Annotated in this window: 15 protein-coding genes; 7 read left to right on the top strand and 8 right to left on the bottom strand. The window is 71.4% G+C overall.

Annotated elements, in window-relative coordinates:
- The first annotated feature begins 11 nt into the window (after positions 1–11).
- From ACFVYL_RS33020 to ACFVYL_RS33010, 3 genes are read left to right on the top strand one after another with little or no spacing between them, the layout of a single operon-like run.
- A complete protein-coding gene (locus ACFVYL_RS33020; protein ID WP_389722528.1) occupies positions 12–1442 on the top strand; it encodes a glycosyltransferase family 4 protein in 1431 nt (476 codons plus the stop codon).
- Positions 1436–2188, top strand: a complete 753-nt coding sequence (locus ACFVYL_RS33015) for a class I SAM-dependent methyltransferase (protein WP_389722526.1) — start codon at positions 1436–1438, stop codon at positions 2186–2188. Before ACFVYL_RS33020 ends, ACFVYL_RS33015 begins: the two co-directional genes overlap by 7 nt.
- Positions 2185–3267: a prenyltransferase gene (locus ACFVYL_RS33010; RefSeq protein ID WP_389722524.1), complete on the top strand. Its 1083-nt coding sequence runs from the start codon at positions 2185–2187 to the stop codon at positions 3265–3267. Before ACFVYL_RS33015 ends, ACFVYL_RS33010 begins: the two co-directional genes overlap by 4 nt.
- A gap of 7 nt (positions 3268–3274) precedes the next feature.
- On the opposite strand, the gene ACFVYL_RS33005 is transcribed toward ACFVYL_RS33010, so the two are convergent.
- Positions 3275–3568 (bottom strand): hypothetical protein, encoded by a 294-nt coding sequence (locus ACFVYL_RS33005; RefSeq protein WP_389722522.1) that lies wholly within the window; start codon positions 3566–3568, stop codon positions 3275–3277.
- A 139-nt stretch (positions 3569–3707) separates the two neighbouring features.
- On the opposite strand from ACFVYL_RS33005, the gene ACFVYL_RS33000 reads away from it, so the two are divergent.
- On the top strand, positions 3708–4259 hold the full coding sequence (locus tag ACFVYL_RS33000; RefSeq protein ID WP_389722520.1) for a hypothetical protein: 552 nt from the start codon (positions 3708–3710) through the stop codon (positions 4257–4259).
- A 699-nt stretch (positions 4260–4958) separates the two neighbouring features.
- On the opposite strand, the gene ACFVYL_RS32995 is transcribed toward ACFVYL_RS33000, so the two are convergent.
- From ACFVYL_RS32995 to ACFVYL_RS32970, 6 genes are all read right to left on the bottom strand, one after another.
- Positions 4959–5177 (bottom strand): hypothetical protein, encoded by a 219-nt coding sequence (locus tag ACFVYL_RS32995; RefSeq protein WP_389722518.1) that lies wholly within the window; start codon positions 5175–5177, stop codon positions 4959–4961.
- 492 nt (positions 5178–5669) lie between these two features.
- Positions 5670–6680: an LLM class F420-dependent oxidoreductase gene (locus tag ACFVYL_RS32990; RefSeq protein ID WP_389722516.1), complete on the bottom strand. Its 1011-nt coding sequence runs from the start codon at positions 6678–6680 to the stop codon at positions 5670–5672.
- 116 nt (positions 6681–6796) lie between these two features.
- Positions 6797–7672: a hypothetical protein gene (locus ACFVYL_RS32985; RefSeq protein ID WP_389722514.1), complete on the bottom strand. Its 876-nt coding sequence runs from the start codon at positions 7670–7672 to the stop codon at positions 6797–6799.
- Between the two features lie 183 nt (positions 7673–7855).
- On the bottom strand, positions 7856–8887 hold the full coding sequence (locus tag ACFVYL_RS32980; RefSeq protein ID WP_389722512.1) for an N-acetylmuramoyl-L-alanine amidase: 1032 nt from the start codon (positions 8885–8887) through the stop codon (positions 7856–7858).
- A gap of 97 nt (positions 8888–8984) precedes the next feature.
- Positions 8985–9635, bottom strand: coding sequence for a class I SAM-dependent methyltransferase (locus tag ACFVYL_RS32975; RefSeq protein ID WP_389722510.1), 651 nt, complete (start codon positions 9633–9635; stop codon positions 8985–8987).
- Between the two features lie 182 nt (positions 9636–9817).
- Positions 9818–11560: an MFS transporter gene (locus ACFVYL_RS32970; RefSeq protein ID WP_389722508.1), complete on the bottom strand. Its 1743-nt coding sequence runs from the start codon at positions 11558–11560 to the stop codon at positions 9818–9820.
- A gap of 278 nt (positions 11561–11838) precedes the next feature.
- Here ACFVYL_RS32970 and ACFVYL_RS32965 point away from each other — a divergent pair, with 278 nt between their 5' ends.
- From ACFVYL_RS32965 to ACFVYL_RS32955, 3 genes are all read left to right on the top strand, one after another.
- Positions 11839–14070 (top strand): acyl-CoA dehydrogenase, encoded by a 2232-nt coding sequence (locus ACFVYL_RS32965; protein WP_389722506.1) that lies wholly within the window; start codon positions 11839–11841, stop codon positions 14068–14070.
- 39 nt (positions 14071–14109) lie between these two features.
- Positions 14110–15321, top strand: a complete 1212-nt coding sequence (locus tag ACFVYL_RS32960) for a lipid-transfer protein (RefSeq protein ID WP_389722504.1) — start codon at positions 14110–14112, stop codon at positions 15319–15321.
- Positions 15322–15418: 97 nt separating this feature from the next.
- Positions 15419–16912: an MFS transporter gene (locus ACFVYL_RS32955; protein ID WP_389722503.1), complete on the top strand. Its 1494-nt coding sequence runs from the start codon at positions 15419–15421 to the stop codon at positions 16910–16912.
- A 118-nt stretch (positions 16913–17030) separates the two neighbouring features.
- Here ACFVYL_RS32955 and ACFVYL_RS32950 read toward each other — a convergent pair whose 3' ends face one another.
- The gene (locus ACFVYL_RS32950) at positions 17031–17672 is read right to left on the bottom strand and encodes a response regulator (RefSeq protein ID WP_389722501.1); all 642 of its coding nucleotides are present in this window, start codon (positions 17670–17672) and stop codon (positions 17031–17033) included.
- Positions 17673–17741 lie beyond the last annotated feature (69 nt).

The following is a 17741-nucleotide window of genomic DNA, read 5'->3' as shown; positions in this document are numbered from 1 at the left end:
GGGGGCCGAGAGTGACCGCTGAGGCCATGGAGGCAGGCCCCCGTAAGGGCCCCGGCCGGGACGGCGAGCGTCCGCTGCGCATCGCTCTCCTCACGTACAAGGGGAACCCGTTCTGCGGGGGACAGGGCGTCTACGTCCGCCATCTCTCGCGCGAACTCGCCCGGCTCGGTCACAGCGTCGAGGTGATCGGCGCACAGCCCTATCCCGTCCTCGACGAGGGCGAGGACCTGACCGGCCTCAAGCTCACCGAGCTCCCGAGCCTGGACCTCTACCGCTCGCCCGACCCCTTCCGCACCCCGAAGCGCGACGAGTACCGCGACTGGGTCGACGCCCTCGAAGTGGCGACGATGTGGACCGGCGGCTTCCCCGAGCCCACCACCTTCAGCCTGCGGGCCCGGCGGCACCTGCGCGCCCGGCGCGGCGACTTCGACGTCGTGCACGACAACCAGACCCTCGGCTATGGCCTGCTCGGCGACCTCGGCGCGCCCCTGGTCACCACGATCCACCACCCCATCACCGTCGACCGGCGCCTGGAGCTCGACGCCGCGCCCGACATCAAGCGCCGCATGTCCGTCCGCCGCTGGTACGCGTTTACGCGCATGCAGAAGCGGGTCGCGCGCCGCCTGCCGTCCGTCCTCACCGTCTCCGGCAGCTCGCGCCAGGAGATCGTCGACCACCTCGGCGTGCGCGACGACCGCATCAGCGTCGTCCCCATCGGCGCCGACACCGACCTCTTCTCGCCCGACCCGGCGGTCCCCGAGGTGCCGGGCCGCATCGTGACGACGTCCAGCGCCGACGTCCCGCTCAAGGGCCTCGTCTTCCTCATCGAGGCGCTCGCCAAGACACGCACCGAGCATCCCGACGCCCACCTCGTCGTCGTCGGCAGGCGCGCCGAGGACGGACCCGTGGCCCAGGCCATCGAGCGGCACGGACTGGCGGGCGCCGTCGAGTTCGTCAAGGGCATCACCGACGCCGAACTCGTCGACCTCGTCCGCTCGGCGCAGGTCGCCTGCGTCCCTTCGCTGTACGAGGGGTTCTCGCTGCCCGCGGCCGAGGCGATGGCGACGGGCACCCCGCTCCTCGCGACCACCGGCGGCGCGATCCCCGAGGTCGCGGGCCCCGACGGCGAGACCTGCCTCGCGGTGCCGCCGGGCGACGCGGGAGCGCTCGCGCTCGGCCTCGACCGGCTCCTCGGCGACGCCGGGCTGCGGGCCAGGCTCGGCGCGGCGGGCCGCGCGCGCGTCCTTGCCAAGTTCACCTGGGCCCGCGCCGCCCAGGGCACCGCGGAGCTCTACCGCACGGCGATCGACCGCTCCGCAGCCCAGGGCGCCGCCCGCGCGGTGGCCCGCGGCCACGCCGTCCCGGCGACCGCGCCCGCCCCCGAGGTCGCGGCCGCCCCCGAAGTTGCAGGACCTCACCCCGAAAGCAGGGCCACGTGCTGACCGTCGACTTCACCCGCTTCCCGCTCGCCGCCGGCGATCGCGTGCTCGACCTGGGCTGCGGAGCGGGCCGGCACGCCTTCGAGTGCTACCGGCGCGGCGCCCAGGTGGTGGCCCTCGACCAGAACGGTGAGGAGATCCGCGAGGTCGCCAAGTGGTTCGCGGCGATGAAGGAGGCGGGCGAGGCGCCCGCGGGCGCGACCGCCACCGCGATGGAGGGCGACGCGCTCAACCTGCCCTTCCCCGACGCCTCGTTCGACGTCGTGATCATCTCCGAGGTCATGGAGCACATCCCCGACGACAAGGGCGTCCTCGCGGAGATGGTGCGCGTCCTCAGGCCCGGCGGCCGCATCGCGGTCACCGTCCCGCGCTACGGCCCGGAGAAGGTCTGCTGGACCCTCTCCGATGCCTACCACGAGGTCGAGGGCGGCCACATCCGCATCTACAAGGCCGACGAACTCCTCGACAGGATGCGGGAGTCCGGCCTCAAGCCGTACGGCACACACCACGCCCACGCGCTGCACTCGCCGTACTGGTGGCTCAAGTGCGCGTTCGGCGTCGACAACGACAAGGCGCTGCCGGTCCGCGCCTACCACAAGCTCCTGGTCTGGGACATCATGAAGAAGCCCCTCGCGACCCGGGTCGCCGAGCAGCTGCTCAACCCCGTGGTCGGCAAGAGCTTCGTCGCCTACGCCACCAAGCCGCACCTGCCGAAGGCCTCGGCCGACGCCGCGGCGGACGCCAAGTGACGAGCCCGGAGCGGACCGAACACCTCGTCCTGCCCGGCGTCCTGACGGCCGATCAGGCCATGGCGACGGTCCGCGGCATCCTCGCCGTGCAGCGCGAGGACGGCGCCATCCCGTGGTTCCGCGGGCACCACCTGGACCCGTGGGACCACACCGAGGCCGCCATGGCCCTGGACGCGGCGGGCGAGCACGCGGCCGCCGAGCGCGCCTACGACTGGCTCGCGCGCCACCAGAACCCCGACGGCTCCTGGTACGCGGCGTACGCCGACGGCGACCCGGACGACGTCACCGACCACGGCCGCGAGAGCAACTTCTGCGCCTACCTCGCGGTGGGCGTCTGGCACCACTACCTCTCGACCGGCGACGAGGGGTTCCTGGACCGCATGTGGCCCGCCGTGGTCGCCTCCGTCGAGTTCGTCCTCGCGCTGCAGCAGCCCGGTGGCCAGATCGGCTGGAAGCGGGAGGCCGACGGCACGCCGGTCACCGACGCGCTCCTGACCGGCTCCTCCTCCATCCACCAGGCCCTGCGCTGCGCCCTGGCCGTCGCCGAGCAGCGCGACGAGCCGCAGCCCGACTGGGAGCTCGCGGCCGGCGCCCTCGCCCACGCGATCCGCCGCCACCCCGAGCGCTTCCTCGACAAGGACCGCTACTCGATGGACTGGTACTACCCGGTCCTCGGCGGCGCGCTGACCGGCGCGGAGGCCAAGTCCCGCATAGAGGAGGGCTGGGACCGCTTCGTCGTGCCCGGCCTCGGGGTGCGCTGCGTGGTCCCCAACCCCTGGGTCACCGGCGGCGAGAGCGCCGAACTCGCCCTGGCCCTCTGGGTGTTGGGGGAGTCGGACCGCGCCCTGGAGATCCTGCAGTCCATCCAGCACCTGCGCGACGCGGAGTCGGGCCTGTACTGGACGGGCTACGTCTTCGACGACAAGGCGCTCTGGCCCGCGGAGCTCACCACCTGGACGGCGGGCTCGCTGCTCCTCGCGGTGGCGGCACTCGGCGGCGACGAGGCGACCTGCGCCGTCTTCTCGGGCGAGCGCCTGCCGAGCGGCCTCGACCCGGACTGCTGCGACGTGGCCCGGTAGACGTCACTCAGTAGCGGCGCAGGCGTCCCGCGAGGGCGTGGCCGACGAGCAGGTAGACGACGGCGGCGAGGCCGTAGCCCGCCACGACCCTGGCCCAGGCCTCGTCGAACGTGAACAGGTCGTGCGACCAGCCGGCCAGCCAGCGGGCCGCGTCGTGGATGAACTGGACGAGGTCGTTGGCGCGGTTCGCGTCCAGCAGGTACATGAGGATCCACAGGCCGAGTATCGCGGCCATGATGTCGGCGACGAGCGCTATGACCCGTCCCGCGGTGCTGCCGTGGGAGTGCCGTGTGGGAGACATGGCGGCCGGGTACCGGGGAAGCCGCCGTTCGAAACCCGTTCGGGTCCACCCCGGTGGCGGGGCACGGCGGGCCGGGTGAGGGTGCGAGCAGGTCCGCGCGCTCCCGCGCGCCGCTCAGCCCACGCCTGGAGGCCCCGCCGTGCCCAGCACCGTAACCGTCCACCGTGCCGGAGTTTCCCTCACGCTCTGCTGCACCCTGCTGGCCGGTGCGACGGCCTGCGGCGGCAGCGGCGAGGACACCGCCACCGCGTCCGCGCCGTCCACCAGCAGCAGCGCCGAGAAGCAGAAGTTCGCCAAGACCCGCTTCGTCGCCAACGCGGGGCTCGCCGCGGGCGCGACCTACCAGTGGATCGTGAAGCCGTACCGCGCGGGCAAGTTCAAGAAGGGCGCGAACGGCCGCAAGTTCGCCCTGGTCAAGGCGGGCCTCGCGGGCGCGTTCACGTACAACAGGCTGAAGGCCGCGACGAAGAACGCGAAGGGCGACCCCACCCTTTCCAAGGCGGTGGCCCCGCTGACGTCCGGCATCGACGCCCTGAAGGACCTCCCCTCCAAGCTCCGCAAGGGCGAGGGGACGGACTCGGTCGTGAACTCCTTCGACGACATCATCAAGGACGTGAAGGGCGCGGGCAGCAGCGCGGGCGCCGAGGTCAAGGACAAGGTGCCGTCGGCCGGGGAACTCAGCAAGGGTTAGTGCTGACCTGGAAAACTCCGTTAAAATTCTCCGTACTGGCCTGTCGTTCGGTATGCAGGTGTATACCGAATAGGATTGCGTCGGCGATACGCCTGTCACACAAGGGTCCTCTTCAGCGGAGATCATCGCCTGTATTCATGACGGGCGTCCGCCGCGAGTCTACTCGAACAGGCGTCCCTGCTACGGAGAGCAAGGTGTCATCACGCCGCAGGGGCTGAGGGCATAAAAACGCCAACTGCCTAACGTCCCAGCTCAGGTGGAAAGCGTCCCCTGTTGCTGTGGAGTGTGGACTATTCATGTGGCAGGTAAAGGCCGTGCGATGGTGGATTCCTGGTCAAGCTCCTAGGGGGAGTCGGCCATCGAGGCAGGAAGCATACGATTGCCATAACGAGCCAAGCGTCGAAACGGACGGCCGCCTGATGGTCGACGGAAGTTTAAGTTGGCGTCATGCTGCCGTCGGCCATCAGGCATCAGGGCTGGTGAGGCTGCGATCCTTGCGTCGGACTCGTCAGCCCCATTGGGGGCGCAGGTAGCGACGATCATCCTGAGCCTGTCGTGGTTCGAAGAAGACCCTGACGGATCCTCCGAGACTTCCATGTCGAGGCGTCGTGAATAAGCGCGTGCTGTCCATGACTGCATACGTTTGCGCCGCCTCACCACCTGTGCCATGGGGGCGTGAGAGCCGAATTTACTGTTGGTTCAGATGGGGCACTCGTTCAATGATCCAGACAAGTTGCTGGTGTTACCCGCGTACACGTAACCCTTTTCATCTGTGCCAGCTTCGCGCCCGAAATACCACACGTTGCCGTGGGTATTGTTGACGAAGCACCAAATGTAGAACTTCTTGCCCTTGAATATGTGACCCGAGTCGTCACAGTTTGCGTAAGGGCCCTGCTTGAGCCAGACGGTCTTGGTCATGTGGACCACTCCGCTGGAGCTATTCGTAGGCAGGTGGTTGATCGTGCAAATAAACGGCTGTGCGCTCGCGTCAGTTGCGCTGAAACCCGCGAGGGACACCCCCAGGAGCGCACCAACTGTGAGCATCGAGGACGAACGTCTCTTGAGTCGCATGTGTCTCTCCAAAGAGTTGAGTGTGTATGGCAGGGAGAGCTTACCTCTACCCCGCGTGCGTTGTGATGCCATTTGCGTCAACTTCAATCGCCGTATCAGCAAAGGGTGGTTGCTGGCTTTCGAGGTAAGTGAGACAGCAACCAGGCGTTGGTGGCAACGAGTTGGCCCAGGGGCCCGGTGAGGGCTCCGTGCTGATGCGGTTCTTCAATTCGCCGAACGTCTCCGGGTGGGCCCTGGTTCAAGGCGTCAATGCTCCGCAGTCCCAAGTGTCGAGCGAGATGGGTAAGGCGCCAGCGACGATGGCCAATCGGAGCGCGTCTGAAAATTGGGAGGCGGGACTCAGGAGTTGAGCTCGGCGAGGACCCGCAGGGTGTGCGGGTCGGGGGCGAGCACGAGCAAGTCCGTCACCGGGCCCTGGCGCAACAGATCGAGCCGTTCGGCGATCCGTGCGCGCGGGCCGACCAGGGAGATCTCGTCGGCGAAGGCGTCGGGCACGGCGAGGACCGCCTCCTCCCTGCGCCCCGCGAGGAACAGCTCCTGAATGTGCCGGGCCTCGGCCTCGTACCCCATGCGCGCCATCAGGTCGGCGTGGAAGTTGCGGGCCGAGTGGCCCATCCCGCCGATGTAGAAGCCGAGCATGGCCTTGACCGGGAGCAGGCCCTCCGCGACGTCCTCGCACACCTTCGCGCGGGCCATCGGGGCGATGGTGAAACCCTCCCGCAGGCCGGTCAGCGACGCCTCGTACACGTCCGTCCGCAGCGGCGACCAGTACAGCGGCAGCCAGCCGTCCGCGATGCGCGTCGTCTGCGCGATGTTCTTGGGGCCCTCGGCGCCGAGCAGCACCGGCAGGTCGGCGCGGAGGGGGTGGGTGATCGGCTTGAGGGGCTTGCCGAGCCCTGTGCCGTCCTCGCCGTCGTACGGGTGGGAGTGGAAGCGGCCCGCCAGCTCCACCGGCCCCTCGCGCCGCAGGACCTGGCGGATCACCTCGACGTATTCGCGGGTCGCGGTCAGCGGCGACCTCGGGAACGGCCGCCCGTACCAGCCCTCCACCACCTGCGGCCCGGAAAGCCCGAGGCCGAGCAACATCCGCCCGCCGGAGAGGTGGTCGAGGGTGAGCGCGTGCATGGCGGTGGTGACCGGGGAGCGCGCGGCCATCTGCGCGACGGCCGTGCCGAGCCTGATCCGCGAGGTCCGCGCGGCGATCCAGGTCAGCGGAGTGAAGGCGTCCGAGCCCCAGGCCTCGGCCGTCCACACGGAGTCGTAGCCGAGCCGCTCGGCCTCCTGGGCGAGGGCGACGTGGCCGGGGTCGGGGCCGCGCCCCCAGTAGCCGAGTGCGAGCCCGAGCCGCATAGGCCTGCCTCCCTGGTGAACTGACGGGGTGTCAGGTGGGGTATGTCGGGGAGGGACTGTACGACAACGGCCCCCCGCCCGGAAGGGCGAGGGGCCGCGAAACCGCTGCGCTGGACTCAGCCGCGCTGGATCCCCGTGGTGTCCTGAAGGACGCCGCGACGGCCGTCCTGCGTCTGGGCCACCAGGCCGGGGCCGCGCTGCTCGACGGCCAAGTACCAGGTGCCGGGCGCCAGTTCGGCGATCGGCGTGGGCGAGCCGTCCTCCGCGTACAGCGGACGCGGCACCGGCACGGCGAACCAGAACGGCGAGAAGTCACCGGCCGGCTGCGCCTGCGCGGGCGGCGGCGTCTGCCCGGCCTGCGGCTGCGGCTGCTGCCCGCCGAAGGACTGGCCCTGCGGCTGACCCGGCTGACCGCCATAGGGCGCACCCGGCTGCGGCTGACCCGCACCGGCACCCGGGTAGCCGTAGCCACCCTGCGGCTGGCCGCCGTAGGGCTGCGGGGCGGCCGGACGCGGGGCGCCCATGAGGGGGGCCTTCAGGGCCGGGACGAGCAGGGTCGCGACCGCACCGGCGGCGAGCACGAGGGCCGCGATCAGGCCGAGGATGAGGCCGACACCGGCGTCAGGGGAGTCGGTGCCACGGCCTCCGCCGCCCAGCGCGCCGAGCTGGTTGAAGATGACACCGAAGGACTGGTCGGTGTCGAAGATGGCGCCGAGCGAGGACCAGGCGGCGGCCAGCGTGAAGGCGACGCCCAGCTGCCCCAGGTCGAAGCCCGCGACCTTGCGCTGCGGCTGCATGGCGCGGCCGACAGCGATGAGCGCTGCGCCGATGATGCCGAGCAGGTACACGCTCATCAGCAGGTTGCCATTGTCCCAGGCGTTGGGGACGTCGTCACCGTCGCCGTCGAAAGTGTTGAGGAACGAGGCGATGAAGAGCAACACCGCTGCTCCGATCACCACGCCGTCGCCTCGAGTGAGGGAGCGGAAATTCACTTCAGGTCCTTCGTCAGTCGTCTCGTCAGTGGAGGCGTCGCTGTCGCCGTAGTCGCGGTCGTGTCGCGGGGCGCGAAGCGCGGGGGTGGCCCCTCATCGTAGGGAGGACAATATCGTCCGGACACGCGGGGTGTCTGCTCGGGATAAAGACGTCCACGCCTCGGAAGCGAAGACGTCTGCGCGCTACCGGCGCAGGAATCCCGCGATTCCCTCAGAAATCCCCTGCGCGGCCTTCTGCTGCCACGCACCACTGGTCAGCAGGGCCGCGTCCGTCGCGTCCCGCATGTTGCCGCACTCGATGAATACCTTGGGAACGGTGGAGAGATTGAGGCCGCCGAGGTCCTTGCGGACGTCGAGGCCGGTGCCGCCGCCGACGTAGTTCGAGGGGGCGCTGCCCGTCACGGCGACGAACTTTCCGGCGATGCGTTCGCCCAACTCCTTGGAGGGGGCGACGATCGCCGAGGTGTCGGCCGCGCCGGACTTCACCTTCGCGGGCAGGATCACGTGGAAGCCGCGGTTGCCTGCCGCGGAGCCGTCCGCGTGGATGGAGACCACCGCGTCGGCGTGGGCCTGATTGCCGATCCGGGCGCGTTCGTCGACGCACGGGCCCCAGGGCCGGTCGCCGTCCTGGGTGAACTTGACCGTGGCGCCCTGCTTTTCGAGCAGCGTGCGCAGGTCGCGGGCGACCGCCAGGGTGAACTTCGCCTCGGTGTAGCCGCCGTTGGTGGACGTCCCCGTCGTGTCGCACGCCTTGCGGTTCGTCCCGATGTCGACCTGACGGTTGATCTCCGCCGTGTGCTGGAAGTTTCCGGCATTGTGGCCCGGGTCGACCACGACGACCTTGCCCTTGAGGGGGCCGTCGGGTGCGGGACGGCGTGGCGTGGTCGGCTTCGTGGCCGAATCGTTGTCGTCGCTGTCCGAACCCTTGCCGTCCTTGTCGCTCTTGTCGCCCTTGTCCCTCCCCTTGTCGGGCCCGCGGCTCCCGGAGGGAGTGGACGAGGAGGACCCGTCCGACGCGTTCGCGCCGTCGGACGTGCTCGAAGAGACCGGCAGCGATCTCGCCGGTTCATCCCCGTCGGGCCCGCTCGTCGCCTGGTAGATGAGCCAGCCCGCCAGACAGGCCGGCACGAGCGCGGCGACGGTCACCGTCAGCGGACGGCCGAAGCGGCGCCGGGGCGGCTGGGAGGGATCGAATTCCGGACCTACGTACGACACGGGGCGAGCCTATCCGCGGCGCCGGATCCCCGCTCCTCATTGCGGCCCGGCGCCCGGTCCCCGCGCGGTCAGATCCCCGGCTCCGGCCCCCGCGCGGTCAGATCCCCGGCCCCGTCCGCCGCAGCACGCGCAGCGAGTCCGTCACCGAGACCTCGGTGAACGCGCCGGACTCCAGGGCCCTGAGGTAGACGCGGTACGGCGCCTGCCCGGTCATGATGTCGACCGGGTCGGGGAACACGTCGTGGATGACGAGCAGGCCGCCCTCGGCGACGTGCGGCGCCCAGCCCTCGTAGTCGGCCGTGGCGTGCTCGTCCGTGTGGCCGCCGTCGATGAAGACGAGGCCGAGCGCGCCGCCCCACGCCTTCGCCACCTGCGGCGAGCGCCCGACGACGGCGATCACGTGCTCCTCCAGGCCCGCCCGGTGCAGCGTGCGGCGGAAGGTGGGCAGCGTGTCCATCCGGCCGACCTCGGGGTCCACCGTCTCCGGGTCGTGGTACTCCCAGCCGGGCTGCTGCTCCTCGCTGCCCCTGTGGTGGTCCACGGTGATCGCGCTCACCCCGGCCCGCCGCGCCGCGTCGGCCAGCAGGATGGTGGAGCGCCCGCAGTACGTGCCGACCTCCAGGAGCGGCAGGCCGAGCTCGGCCGCCTCCGTCGCGGCCGCGTACAGCGCGAGCCCCTCGCCGCGCGGCATGAAGCCCTTGGCGGACTCGAAGGCGGCGAGAGTCTCCGGCTTGGGCTCGGCGGCCATGGCCACGGGCTTCCTCCAGGTCGTAGGTGTCATGGGTGGGTGTGGGCGCCATGATGCACGCCACCCCCGCCACCTGGGTGACGGGGGTGTGCGTGGCGGAGGGACCTGACGGTCCTGCGCGGCGGAGGGACCTGACGGTCCTGCGCGGCGGAGGGACCTGCCGGGCCTGCGGCGCTGACGCGTCAGGCCGGCACGTCGCTCTCGTCGGCCGCGCCCGAAAGCGCCAGGTCGACCCGTACGGGGCGGTCGTCCCCGTGGTACGCGGCCGCCGAGGCGCGCGGCGCGTGGCCGGTGGCGGTGGCCGCGAGGACGTAACTGCCGCCTGCCGGGACGTCGAGGGCGTAGCGGCCCTCGTCGTCGGTGAGCGCGGCGCCCGCCTGCTTGCCGCGGCGGTCGATCAGCGTCACCTTCGCGCGGGGGACGGGCGTCCCGTCCGCGCCCCGCACCAGGCCGTGGAAGCCCGCGAGCACCTCGGCGGCGCGCTCCAGATGGGCGTCCTCCTCGCTGCTCGCGCGCAGCTGCGTGGTGACCGAGCGGCGCGCGGAGGGCAGCATGAGGGCGAAGAACAGGCCGACGACGACAGCGCCCGCGGCGATCAGGAACGAGACGCGGAAGCCGTGCATGGTGGGGACGGCGACGCCCCCGACGTGGTCCGCGGTGTTGGCCAGGACCATGCCGATCACGGCGCTCGACACCGAGGTGCCGATGGAGCGCATCAGGGTGTTGAGGCCGTTGGCCGCGCCCGTCTCGGACGGGTCGACGGAGCCGATGATGAGCGCGGGCAGCGAGGAGTAGGCGAGGCCGATGCCCGCGCCGAGGAGCACCGCGATGACGACCGTCTGCCAGGCGGCGCTCATCAGGCCGAGGCCCGCGCCGTAGCCGATCGTGATGATCAGCATGCCGAGGATGAGGGTCACCTTCGGGCCGTACTTCGCCGACAGGCGGGCGTAGACGGGCGCCGTGAACATCATCGTCAGGCCGAGCGGCATCACGCACAGGCCCGCGACGACCATGGACTGGCCGAGGCCGTAGCCGGTCGCTGTCGGCAGCTGGAGCAGCTGGGGCAGGACGAGGGAGACGGCGTAGAAGGCGACGCCGACCATGATCGAGGCGAGGTTGGTGAAGAGCACCGAGCGGCGGACCGTGGTGCGCAGGTCCACAAGCGGGGCCTTCACGCGCAGCTCCATCACGCCCCACAGGACGAGGACGACGGCGGCGGCGGCGAACAGGCCGAGCGTGGTGGAGGAGCCCCAGCCCCAGTCGCTGCCCTTGGTGATCGGCAGCAGGAACAGGACGAGACCGGCGGAGAGGCCGAGCGCGCCGAGCACGTCGAAGGTGCCCTCGGCGCGGACCGGGCTCTCCGGCACGAAGACGAGGGTCAGCAGGATGGAGAGGACGCCGAGCCCCGCCGAGCCGAAGAACAGCGCGTGCCAGTCGGCGTTCTGCGCGATCAGCGCGGCGACCGGCAGGGCGAGGCCGCCGCCGACGCCGATGGAGGAGCTCATCAGGGCCATCGCGGAGCCGAGCTTCTCGCGGGGCAGCTCGTCACGCATCAGGCCGATGCCGAGCGGGATGGCGCCCATGGCGAAGCCCTGCAGCGCGCGGCCCACGATCATCACGACGAGATCGTCGGTGAATCCGCAGATCAGCGACCCGACGACCATCACGGCGAGGCTGCTGAGCAGCATCTTCCGCTTGCCGTAGAGGTCGCCGAGGCGGCCCATGATCGGCGTGGAGACGGCGCCCGCGAGCAGGGTCGACGTCATGACCCAGGTGGCGTTCGACGGTGAGGTGCGCAGCAGCTCCGGCAGGTCCTTGATGACCGGCACGAGCAGGGTCTGCATCACCGCGACGACGATGCCGGAGAAGGCGAGTACGGGGACGACTCCGCGTATGCCACGTGGGTGGGTCGTCGACATCGACATTGCTTGGGGCCTCCGGGGCGGCAGGGAACTCGGCAGGAGTACGTGGATCCGTACGCGCACGGCGGCGTGTACGTGTAGCTCGAACCTGTTTCCCGGGGCGACTATTCCGACGGATGTCGTACCAGAGGAACTCTTGACCTGTTGTTAACCCTTTCATCAGCCGGGTCCTCGGCGACCTCTGAGGCGCCCGCCAAGCCGCCGCGCATCTGACCTTCCGTCAGGTTGAAACGTGTTCTACTCTGTCGCCGTCCCGGCAGCGGCTACCGGCGAGGATGCGCATGGGGATCGGAATCACGCGGGAACAAGGGGAGTTGGCGTCGGCCGTGCGGGGCTGGATCGCCCGCGCCGTGCCACCCGAGGAAGTGCGCAAACTGCTCGACGCCTCACTCGACCCCTCTCCGGGGCTGTCGCTCCCACCCGGCGCAAAGGGGGCCGTTCCCGGCGGCGCCCGGCCCGCCCACTGGGACGGGCTGGCCGGGCAGGGGCTGCTCGGGGTCCACCTGCCCGAGGAGTACGGGGGCGGGGGCGGGGACCTCCTCGACCTCGCCGTCGTCCTCGAAGAGGCGGCGCGGGTCGCGCTCCCCGGGCCGCTCGTGGCGAGCTCACTCGCCTCCCTGGTGCTGCACCGCGCGGGCGCGCACACGCTCGCCGCGGACCTGGCGAGCGGCGCCCGGATCGGCGCCGTGGCGCTGGACGCGGGCACGCTCACCGCCGTCGCGGGGCCCGACGGCCACGTCCTGGACGGCACGGCGCCGCCCGTGCTCTCCGGGGGCGAGGCGGACCTGCTGATCCTTGCCGCCGCGTCGGCGGCGGGCCCGGTGTGGCTGGCGGTCGACGCCGCCGCGCTGACCGTCCGTACGCACGACAGCGCCGACCCGACCCGGCCCACCGCCGAGGTGAGCGCGCGGGCGGCGCACGTCCCCGCGGACCGCGTCCTCGCCGTCGACGCCGCGGCCGTCCGCGACCTGGCCGCCGCCGTGCTGGCCGCCGACGCGTGCGGCACCGCGGCGTGGGCGCTGCACACCGCGGCCGAACACGCCAAGGTGCGCGAGCAGTTCGGCCGCCCGATCGGACAGTTCCAGGGCGTCAAGCACCTCTGCGCCGACATGCTGGTCCGCGTCGAACAGGCCCGCGCCCTGACCTGGGACGCGGCCCGCGCGGCGGGCGACCCCGAGGCGGCCGCCGACGTACGCGGCCTGACCACCGCACTCGCCGCGGCCACCGCCCTCGACGCCGCCTGCACCTGCGCCAAGGACTGCGTGCAGATCCTCGGCGGCACCGGGTTCACCTGGGAACACGACGCGCACCTGTATCTGCGCCGGGCGGTCGTGGCCCGGCAACTGCTCGGCGCGGGCGACGCGCACCGGCTGCGTGCCGTCCGGCTCGCGCAGGGCGGCGCGCGCCGCGAACTGCGCCTGGAGCTCCCCGAAGAGGCCGCGGAGCACCGGGCCCGGGCCCGCGCGGCCATCGCCCCGGCCCGCGGACTCGACCCGGCGGCGGCCCGCAAGGCGCTCGCCCCCACCGGCTACGCCGCCCCGCACCTGCCCGAGCCGTACGGCCTGGGCGCGGGCCCCGTCCAACAACTCGCCGTACAGGAGGAGTTGAAGGTCGCCGGAGTCAAACTCAGCGACCTCGGCATCGCGACCTGGGTGATTCCCTCCCTCATCGCGTACGGCACGGAGGAGCAGCGCGCACGCTTCCTCGGGCCCACCCTGCGCGGCGAGTTGCTCTGGTGCCAGCTCTTCAGCGAGCCCGGCGCGGGCTCCGACCTCGCGTCCCTGAGCACCAGGGCCGAGCGCGTCGAGGGCGGCTGGCGCGTGAACGGCCAGAAGGTGTGGACGAGCGCGGCCCAGTGGGCGGACCACGGGATCCTCCTCGCCCGTACCGACCCGTCGGCGCCCAAGCACAAGGGGCTGACGTACTTCCTCGTCGACATGAAGGCCGCCGCGGGCGAGGGGGGCGGGATCGACATCCGCCCGCTCAAGGAGATCACCGGCGACGCCCTCTTCAACGAGGTGTACTTCGACGACGTGTTCCTCCCCGAGGACGCCGTCGTCGGGGAGATCGACGACGGCTGGCGCGTCGCCCGCAACACTCTCGGCAACGAACGCGTCCACATGGCGGACCAGTTGACTTTTGACACCGGCCTCGAAGCGCTCATCGCCCGCGCCGGTGAACTCGACGGCGCGTACCGGGCCCGCATCGGAGCGCTCGCCGCCGAGGCACACGCCCTCGCCTGCATCGGGCTGCGCACCACCCTCCGGCAGGTCGCGGGCGCGGAGCCGGGCGCGGGCGCTTCCGTACGCAAACTCATCCAGACCCCCCACCAGCAGAAGGTCGCCGAACTGACCCTCGAACTCCTCGGCCCGGCGGGCGCGGTCCGCGAGGGCCCGGGGGAACGGGCGCTGCACGGCTTCCTGATGTCGCGCTGCCTGACCATCGCGGGCGGCACCACTCAGGTCCAGCTCAACGTCGTCGCCGAGCGGATCCTCGGCCTGCCCCGTGACTGAGAGCCTGTCTTTGAACCCCCGGCCAGCGAAAGGGACATCATGAAGGCGTACGTCGTCGGCGTCGGAATGACCAGGTTCGAGAAGCCCGAGACGCGCGACTGGCAGTACTGGGACATGGCGAAGGAAGCGGGTACGAAGGCCCTGGACGACGCCGGGATCTCCTACGGCCAAGTGGAACAGGTCCCCGTCGGCTACTGCTTCCAGGCCTCGACCGCCGGCCAGCGCGCCGTCTACGAACTCGGTCTGACCGGCGTGCCCGTCTACAACGTCAACAACAACTGCGCGACCGCGTCGACCGCGCTGATGATGGCGCGGCAGTTCGTCGAGGGCGGCCTGAGCGACTGCGTGCTCGCGCTCGGCTTCGAGAAGATGGCGCGCGGCTCACTGGGCGGCGGCAGCGACGGGGGCGCCCGCGGCGAAGCCGCTGATGGATTCGGCAAGACGTCGCCGGTCGCCCGCCACTACGGGATCATGGCTGCCCGGCACGGCTTCGAGATGACGCCGCCCACCGCGCAGATCTTCGGCAACGCGGCCCGCGAGCACATGGAGAAGTACGGCACCACCGAGGCGCAGCTCGCCGCGGTCGGCGCCAAGAACCACCGGCACTCCACGAACAACCCGTACGCGCAGTTCCAGGACGCGTACACCGTCGACGAGATCCTCGCCGCCAAGATGATCCACCGCCCGCTCACCAGGCTCCAGTGCTCCCCGACGTCGGACGGTTCGGCGGCGGCGGTCGTGGTCTCCGAGCGCTTCGTGGAACGGCACGGCCTCGCGGACCGGGCGGTGGAGATCGCCGCCCAGGCCATGACCACCGACACCGGCGCGTCCTTCGCCTCCGGGTCGTGCATCGACGCCGTCGGCCAGCCGATGTCGCGGGCGGCGGCCCGCCAGGTGTACGAGAGGTCGGGGCTCGGCATCGAGGACGTCGACGTCGTCGAGCTGCACGACTGCTTCTCCGTCAACGAGCTCCTGACGTACGAGGCGCTCGGCATGTGCGAGCCGGGCGAGTCGGGGAAACTCGTCGAGAGCGGCGCGACGACGTACGGCGGCCGATGGGTGGTCAACCCCTCCGGCGGCCTCATCTCCAAGGGCCACCCGCTGGGGGCGACCGGCCTCGCTCAGATCGCCGAGGTGACCTGGCAGCTGCGCGGCGAGGCGGCGGCGCGGCAGGTCGAGGGAGCGCGGGTGGGGCTCGCGCACAACATCGGCCTTGGCGGGGCGGCGGTGGTGACGATGCTGCGGAGGTGAGGGGGCGGAGGCCCCCAGGTCCTAGTCCTGCCGACCGAGGCCGCGTCCAGCGAATTTCCGATGCACCGCTCGGGTCCCACTTGAGAGGATGGCTGTCATGGTCCAGAAGCCCCCCACCTCTTACGCGGCCGACACCGGCTCCGGCTCCGCCCCCGCATCGTCGTCCTCCACGACCTCCGCCACCGCCCCGCCGAAGAGATCCGTGCCGGTGTGGGCGGTGCTGATGACGGCCTGCGCGGGCCAGTTCCTCGTCGTCCTCGACGTGTCCGTGGTGAACACCGCGCTGCCGTCGATGCGCGCCGACCTCGGCATGAGCGCCATCGGCCTGCAATGGGTCGTCAACGCGTACTCCATAGCCTTCGCGGGCTTCATGCTGCTCGGCGGGCGGGCCGGAGACCTCTTCGGGCGCAAGCGGATGTTCCTCGTCGGCCTCGCGCTCTTCACCGTCGCCTCGCTCGGCGGCGGCCTCGCGCAGGCCGAGTGGCAGCTCCTCACGGCGCGGGCCGTGCAGGGCCTCGGCGCCGCGATCCTCGCGCCGTCGACCCTGACGATCCTCACGTCGGCGGTGCCGGAGGGTGCCGCGCGGGCGCGGGCGATCGGCGTCTGGACCGCGGTCGGCGCGGGCGGCGGCGCGGCCGGCGGACTGGTCGGCGGAGTCCTCACGGACCTGCTCTCCTGGCGCTGGGTGCTCCTGATCAACGTGCCGGTCGGCGCCCTGGTGATCGTCGCGGGCCTGGTCTGGCTCACCGAGAGCAAGGCCGATCGGACGCGCCGCCTGGACGTGCCGGGCGCGGTGCTCGTGACGGGCGGCCTCGCCACCCTCGCGTACGGCATCGTGCAGACGGAGGAGAAGGGCTGGACGGCGGCCGCCACCCTGGCGCCCCTGGCGGCGGGGCTCGCCCTGCTCGCGGCGTTCCTCGTGGTGGAGTCGCGCACGAAGGTGCCGCTGATGCCGCTGAAGCTGTTCAAGGTGCGGACGGTGTCGGCCGCGAACGCCGCGATGTTCGTGTGCGGCGGCGGCATGTTCGCGATGTGGATGTTCATGACGCTCTACACCCAGAACGTCCTCGGCTACTCGCCGCTGAAGGCCGGCCTGGCCCTCATGCCGTCCTCGTTCACCGTCGTCCTCGGCTCGATGCTCGCGCCGCGCCTGATGCCGGTGATCGGCGCGAAGAACGTCTCGGTGCTCGGCATCGTGGTGGCCGCCGCGGGCTTCGGCTGGCAGTCGACGATGACGGTCGACGGCGCGTACGTCACCTCGGTCATGCTGCCCGGCATCGTGATGATGCTCGGTGCGGGCCTCGCCACGACCCCGCTCGCCTCGCTCGCCACGTCGAGCGCCCGGCCGGACGACGCGGGTCTCGTCTCCGGCCTGATCAACACCTCCCGCACCATGGGCGGCGCGCTCGGCCTCGCGGTGCTGTCCACGGTGGCCGCCGCGCAGATGAACGGCTCGACGTCACCGCAGGCGCTCACCGACGGGTACGCGGCGGCGTTCCGGACGAGCGGGTTCATTCTGCTCGCGGCCGTGGTCGTGCTGCTGCTGTGGATGCCGAGGGCCCGGGGGGCCGCGGCTGCGAAGTCGGGCTGACGGCTCTCCTCGTCCGAGGCAACGTCGGAAGAGCCCGTCCGGCGATTGAGGACGAACTCGGCGAAGCCGGTGACGGTGCGGTGCGGTGAGGTGACGGTGCGCTGCGGTGGCACAACTGCTACAGCCACCCCTGATGCCGCGCCTCCCGCACCGCCTCCATCCGGTTTCGCGTCCCCGTCTTCCCGATCGCCGCCGACAGATAGTTCCGCACGGTCGACTCCGACAGATGGAGCTTGCCCGCGATGTCGGCGACCGTGGCGCCGTCCACGGAGGCCTTGAGGACGTCCGCCTCGCGGTCGGTCAGCGGGTTCGGCCCCGCGCTCAGTGCGGCGGCGGCGAGCGCCGGGTCGATGACCGTCTCGCCCCGCAGCGCCCGGCGGATCGACTCGGCAAGCTCCTCGACGGGCCCGTCCTTGACCAGGAAGCCGACCGCTCCGGCCTCCATGGCGCGGCGCAGATAGCCGGGCCTGCCGAAGGTCGTGAGGATGAGGACCCGGCAGTCGGGACACTGCTCACGCAGGTCGGCCGCGGCCTCCAGGCCGCTGCGGCCCGGCAGTTCGATGTCGAGCAGCGCCACGTCCGGGCGTGCGACCAGCGCCGCGTCGACGATCTCGTCGCCCGCACCGACCTGAGCGACGACGTCGAGATCCTCCTCCATGCCGAGCAAGAGGGCGAGAGCGCCCCGCATCATGCCCTGGTCCTCGGCGAGGAGAACGCGCACACTCTTGGCCGGGCGGTGGTCCTGCGGCATCTCGTCCATGGGCTCAGGCTACGGCCAACGCCCCAGCTCAGGGCAGCAAAAGCCCCGGCCGGCACACGGGCAACGTGC

The sequence above is a fragment of the Streptomyces sp. NPDC058308 genome (assembly GCF_042880275.1).
In the GTDB taxonomy this organism is placed as follows: domain Bacteria; phylum Actinomycetota; class Actinomycetes; order Streptomycetales; family Streptomycetaceae; genus Streptomyces.
This window is presented reverse-complemented; position numbering and strand designations above follow the sequence as displayed.

Bases quoted from the DNA above. Each gene is read 5' to 3' on its own strand.
- ACFVYL_RS33005 (WP_389722522.1), bottom strand. From the start codon at position 3,568: ATGTCTCCCACACGGCACTCCCACGGCAGCACCGCGGGACGGGTCATA.
- ACFVYL_RS32995 (WP_389722518.1), bottom strand. From the start codon at position 5,177: ATGACCAAGACCGTCTGGCTCAAGCAGGGCCCTTACGCAAACTGTGAC.
- ACFVYL_RS32990 (WP_389722516.1), bottom strand. From the start codon at position 6,680: ATGCGGCTCGGGCTCGCACTCGGCTACTGGGGGCGCGGCCCCGACCCC.
- ACFVYL_RS32975 (WP_389722510.1), bottom strand. From the start codon at position 9,635: ATGGCCGCCGAGCCCAAGCCGGAGACTCTCGCCGCCTTCGAGTCCGCC.
- ACFVYL_RS32970 (WP_389722508.1), bottom strand. From the start codon at position 11,560: ATGTCGATGTCGACGACCCACCCACGTGGCATACGCGGAGTCGTCCCC.
- ACFVYL_RS32965 (WP_389722506.1), top strand. From the start codon at position 11,839: ATGGGGATCGGAATCACGCGGGAACAAGGGGAGTTGGCGTCGGCCGTG.
- ACFVYL_RS32960 (WP_389722504.1), top strand. From the start codon at position 14,110: ATGAAGGCGTACGTCGTCGGCGTCGGAATGACCAGGTTCGAGAAGCCC.
- ACFVYL_RS32955 (WP_389722503.1), top strand. From the start codon at position 15,419: ATGGTCCAGAAGCCCCCCACCTCTTACGCGGCCGACACCGGCTCCGGC.
- ACFVYL_RS32950 (WP_389722501.1), bottom strand. From the start codon at position 17,672: ATGGACGAGATGCCGCAGGACCACCGCCCGGCCAAGAGTGTGCGCGTT.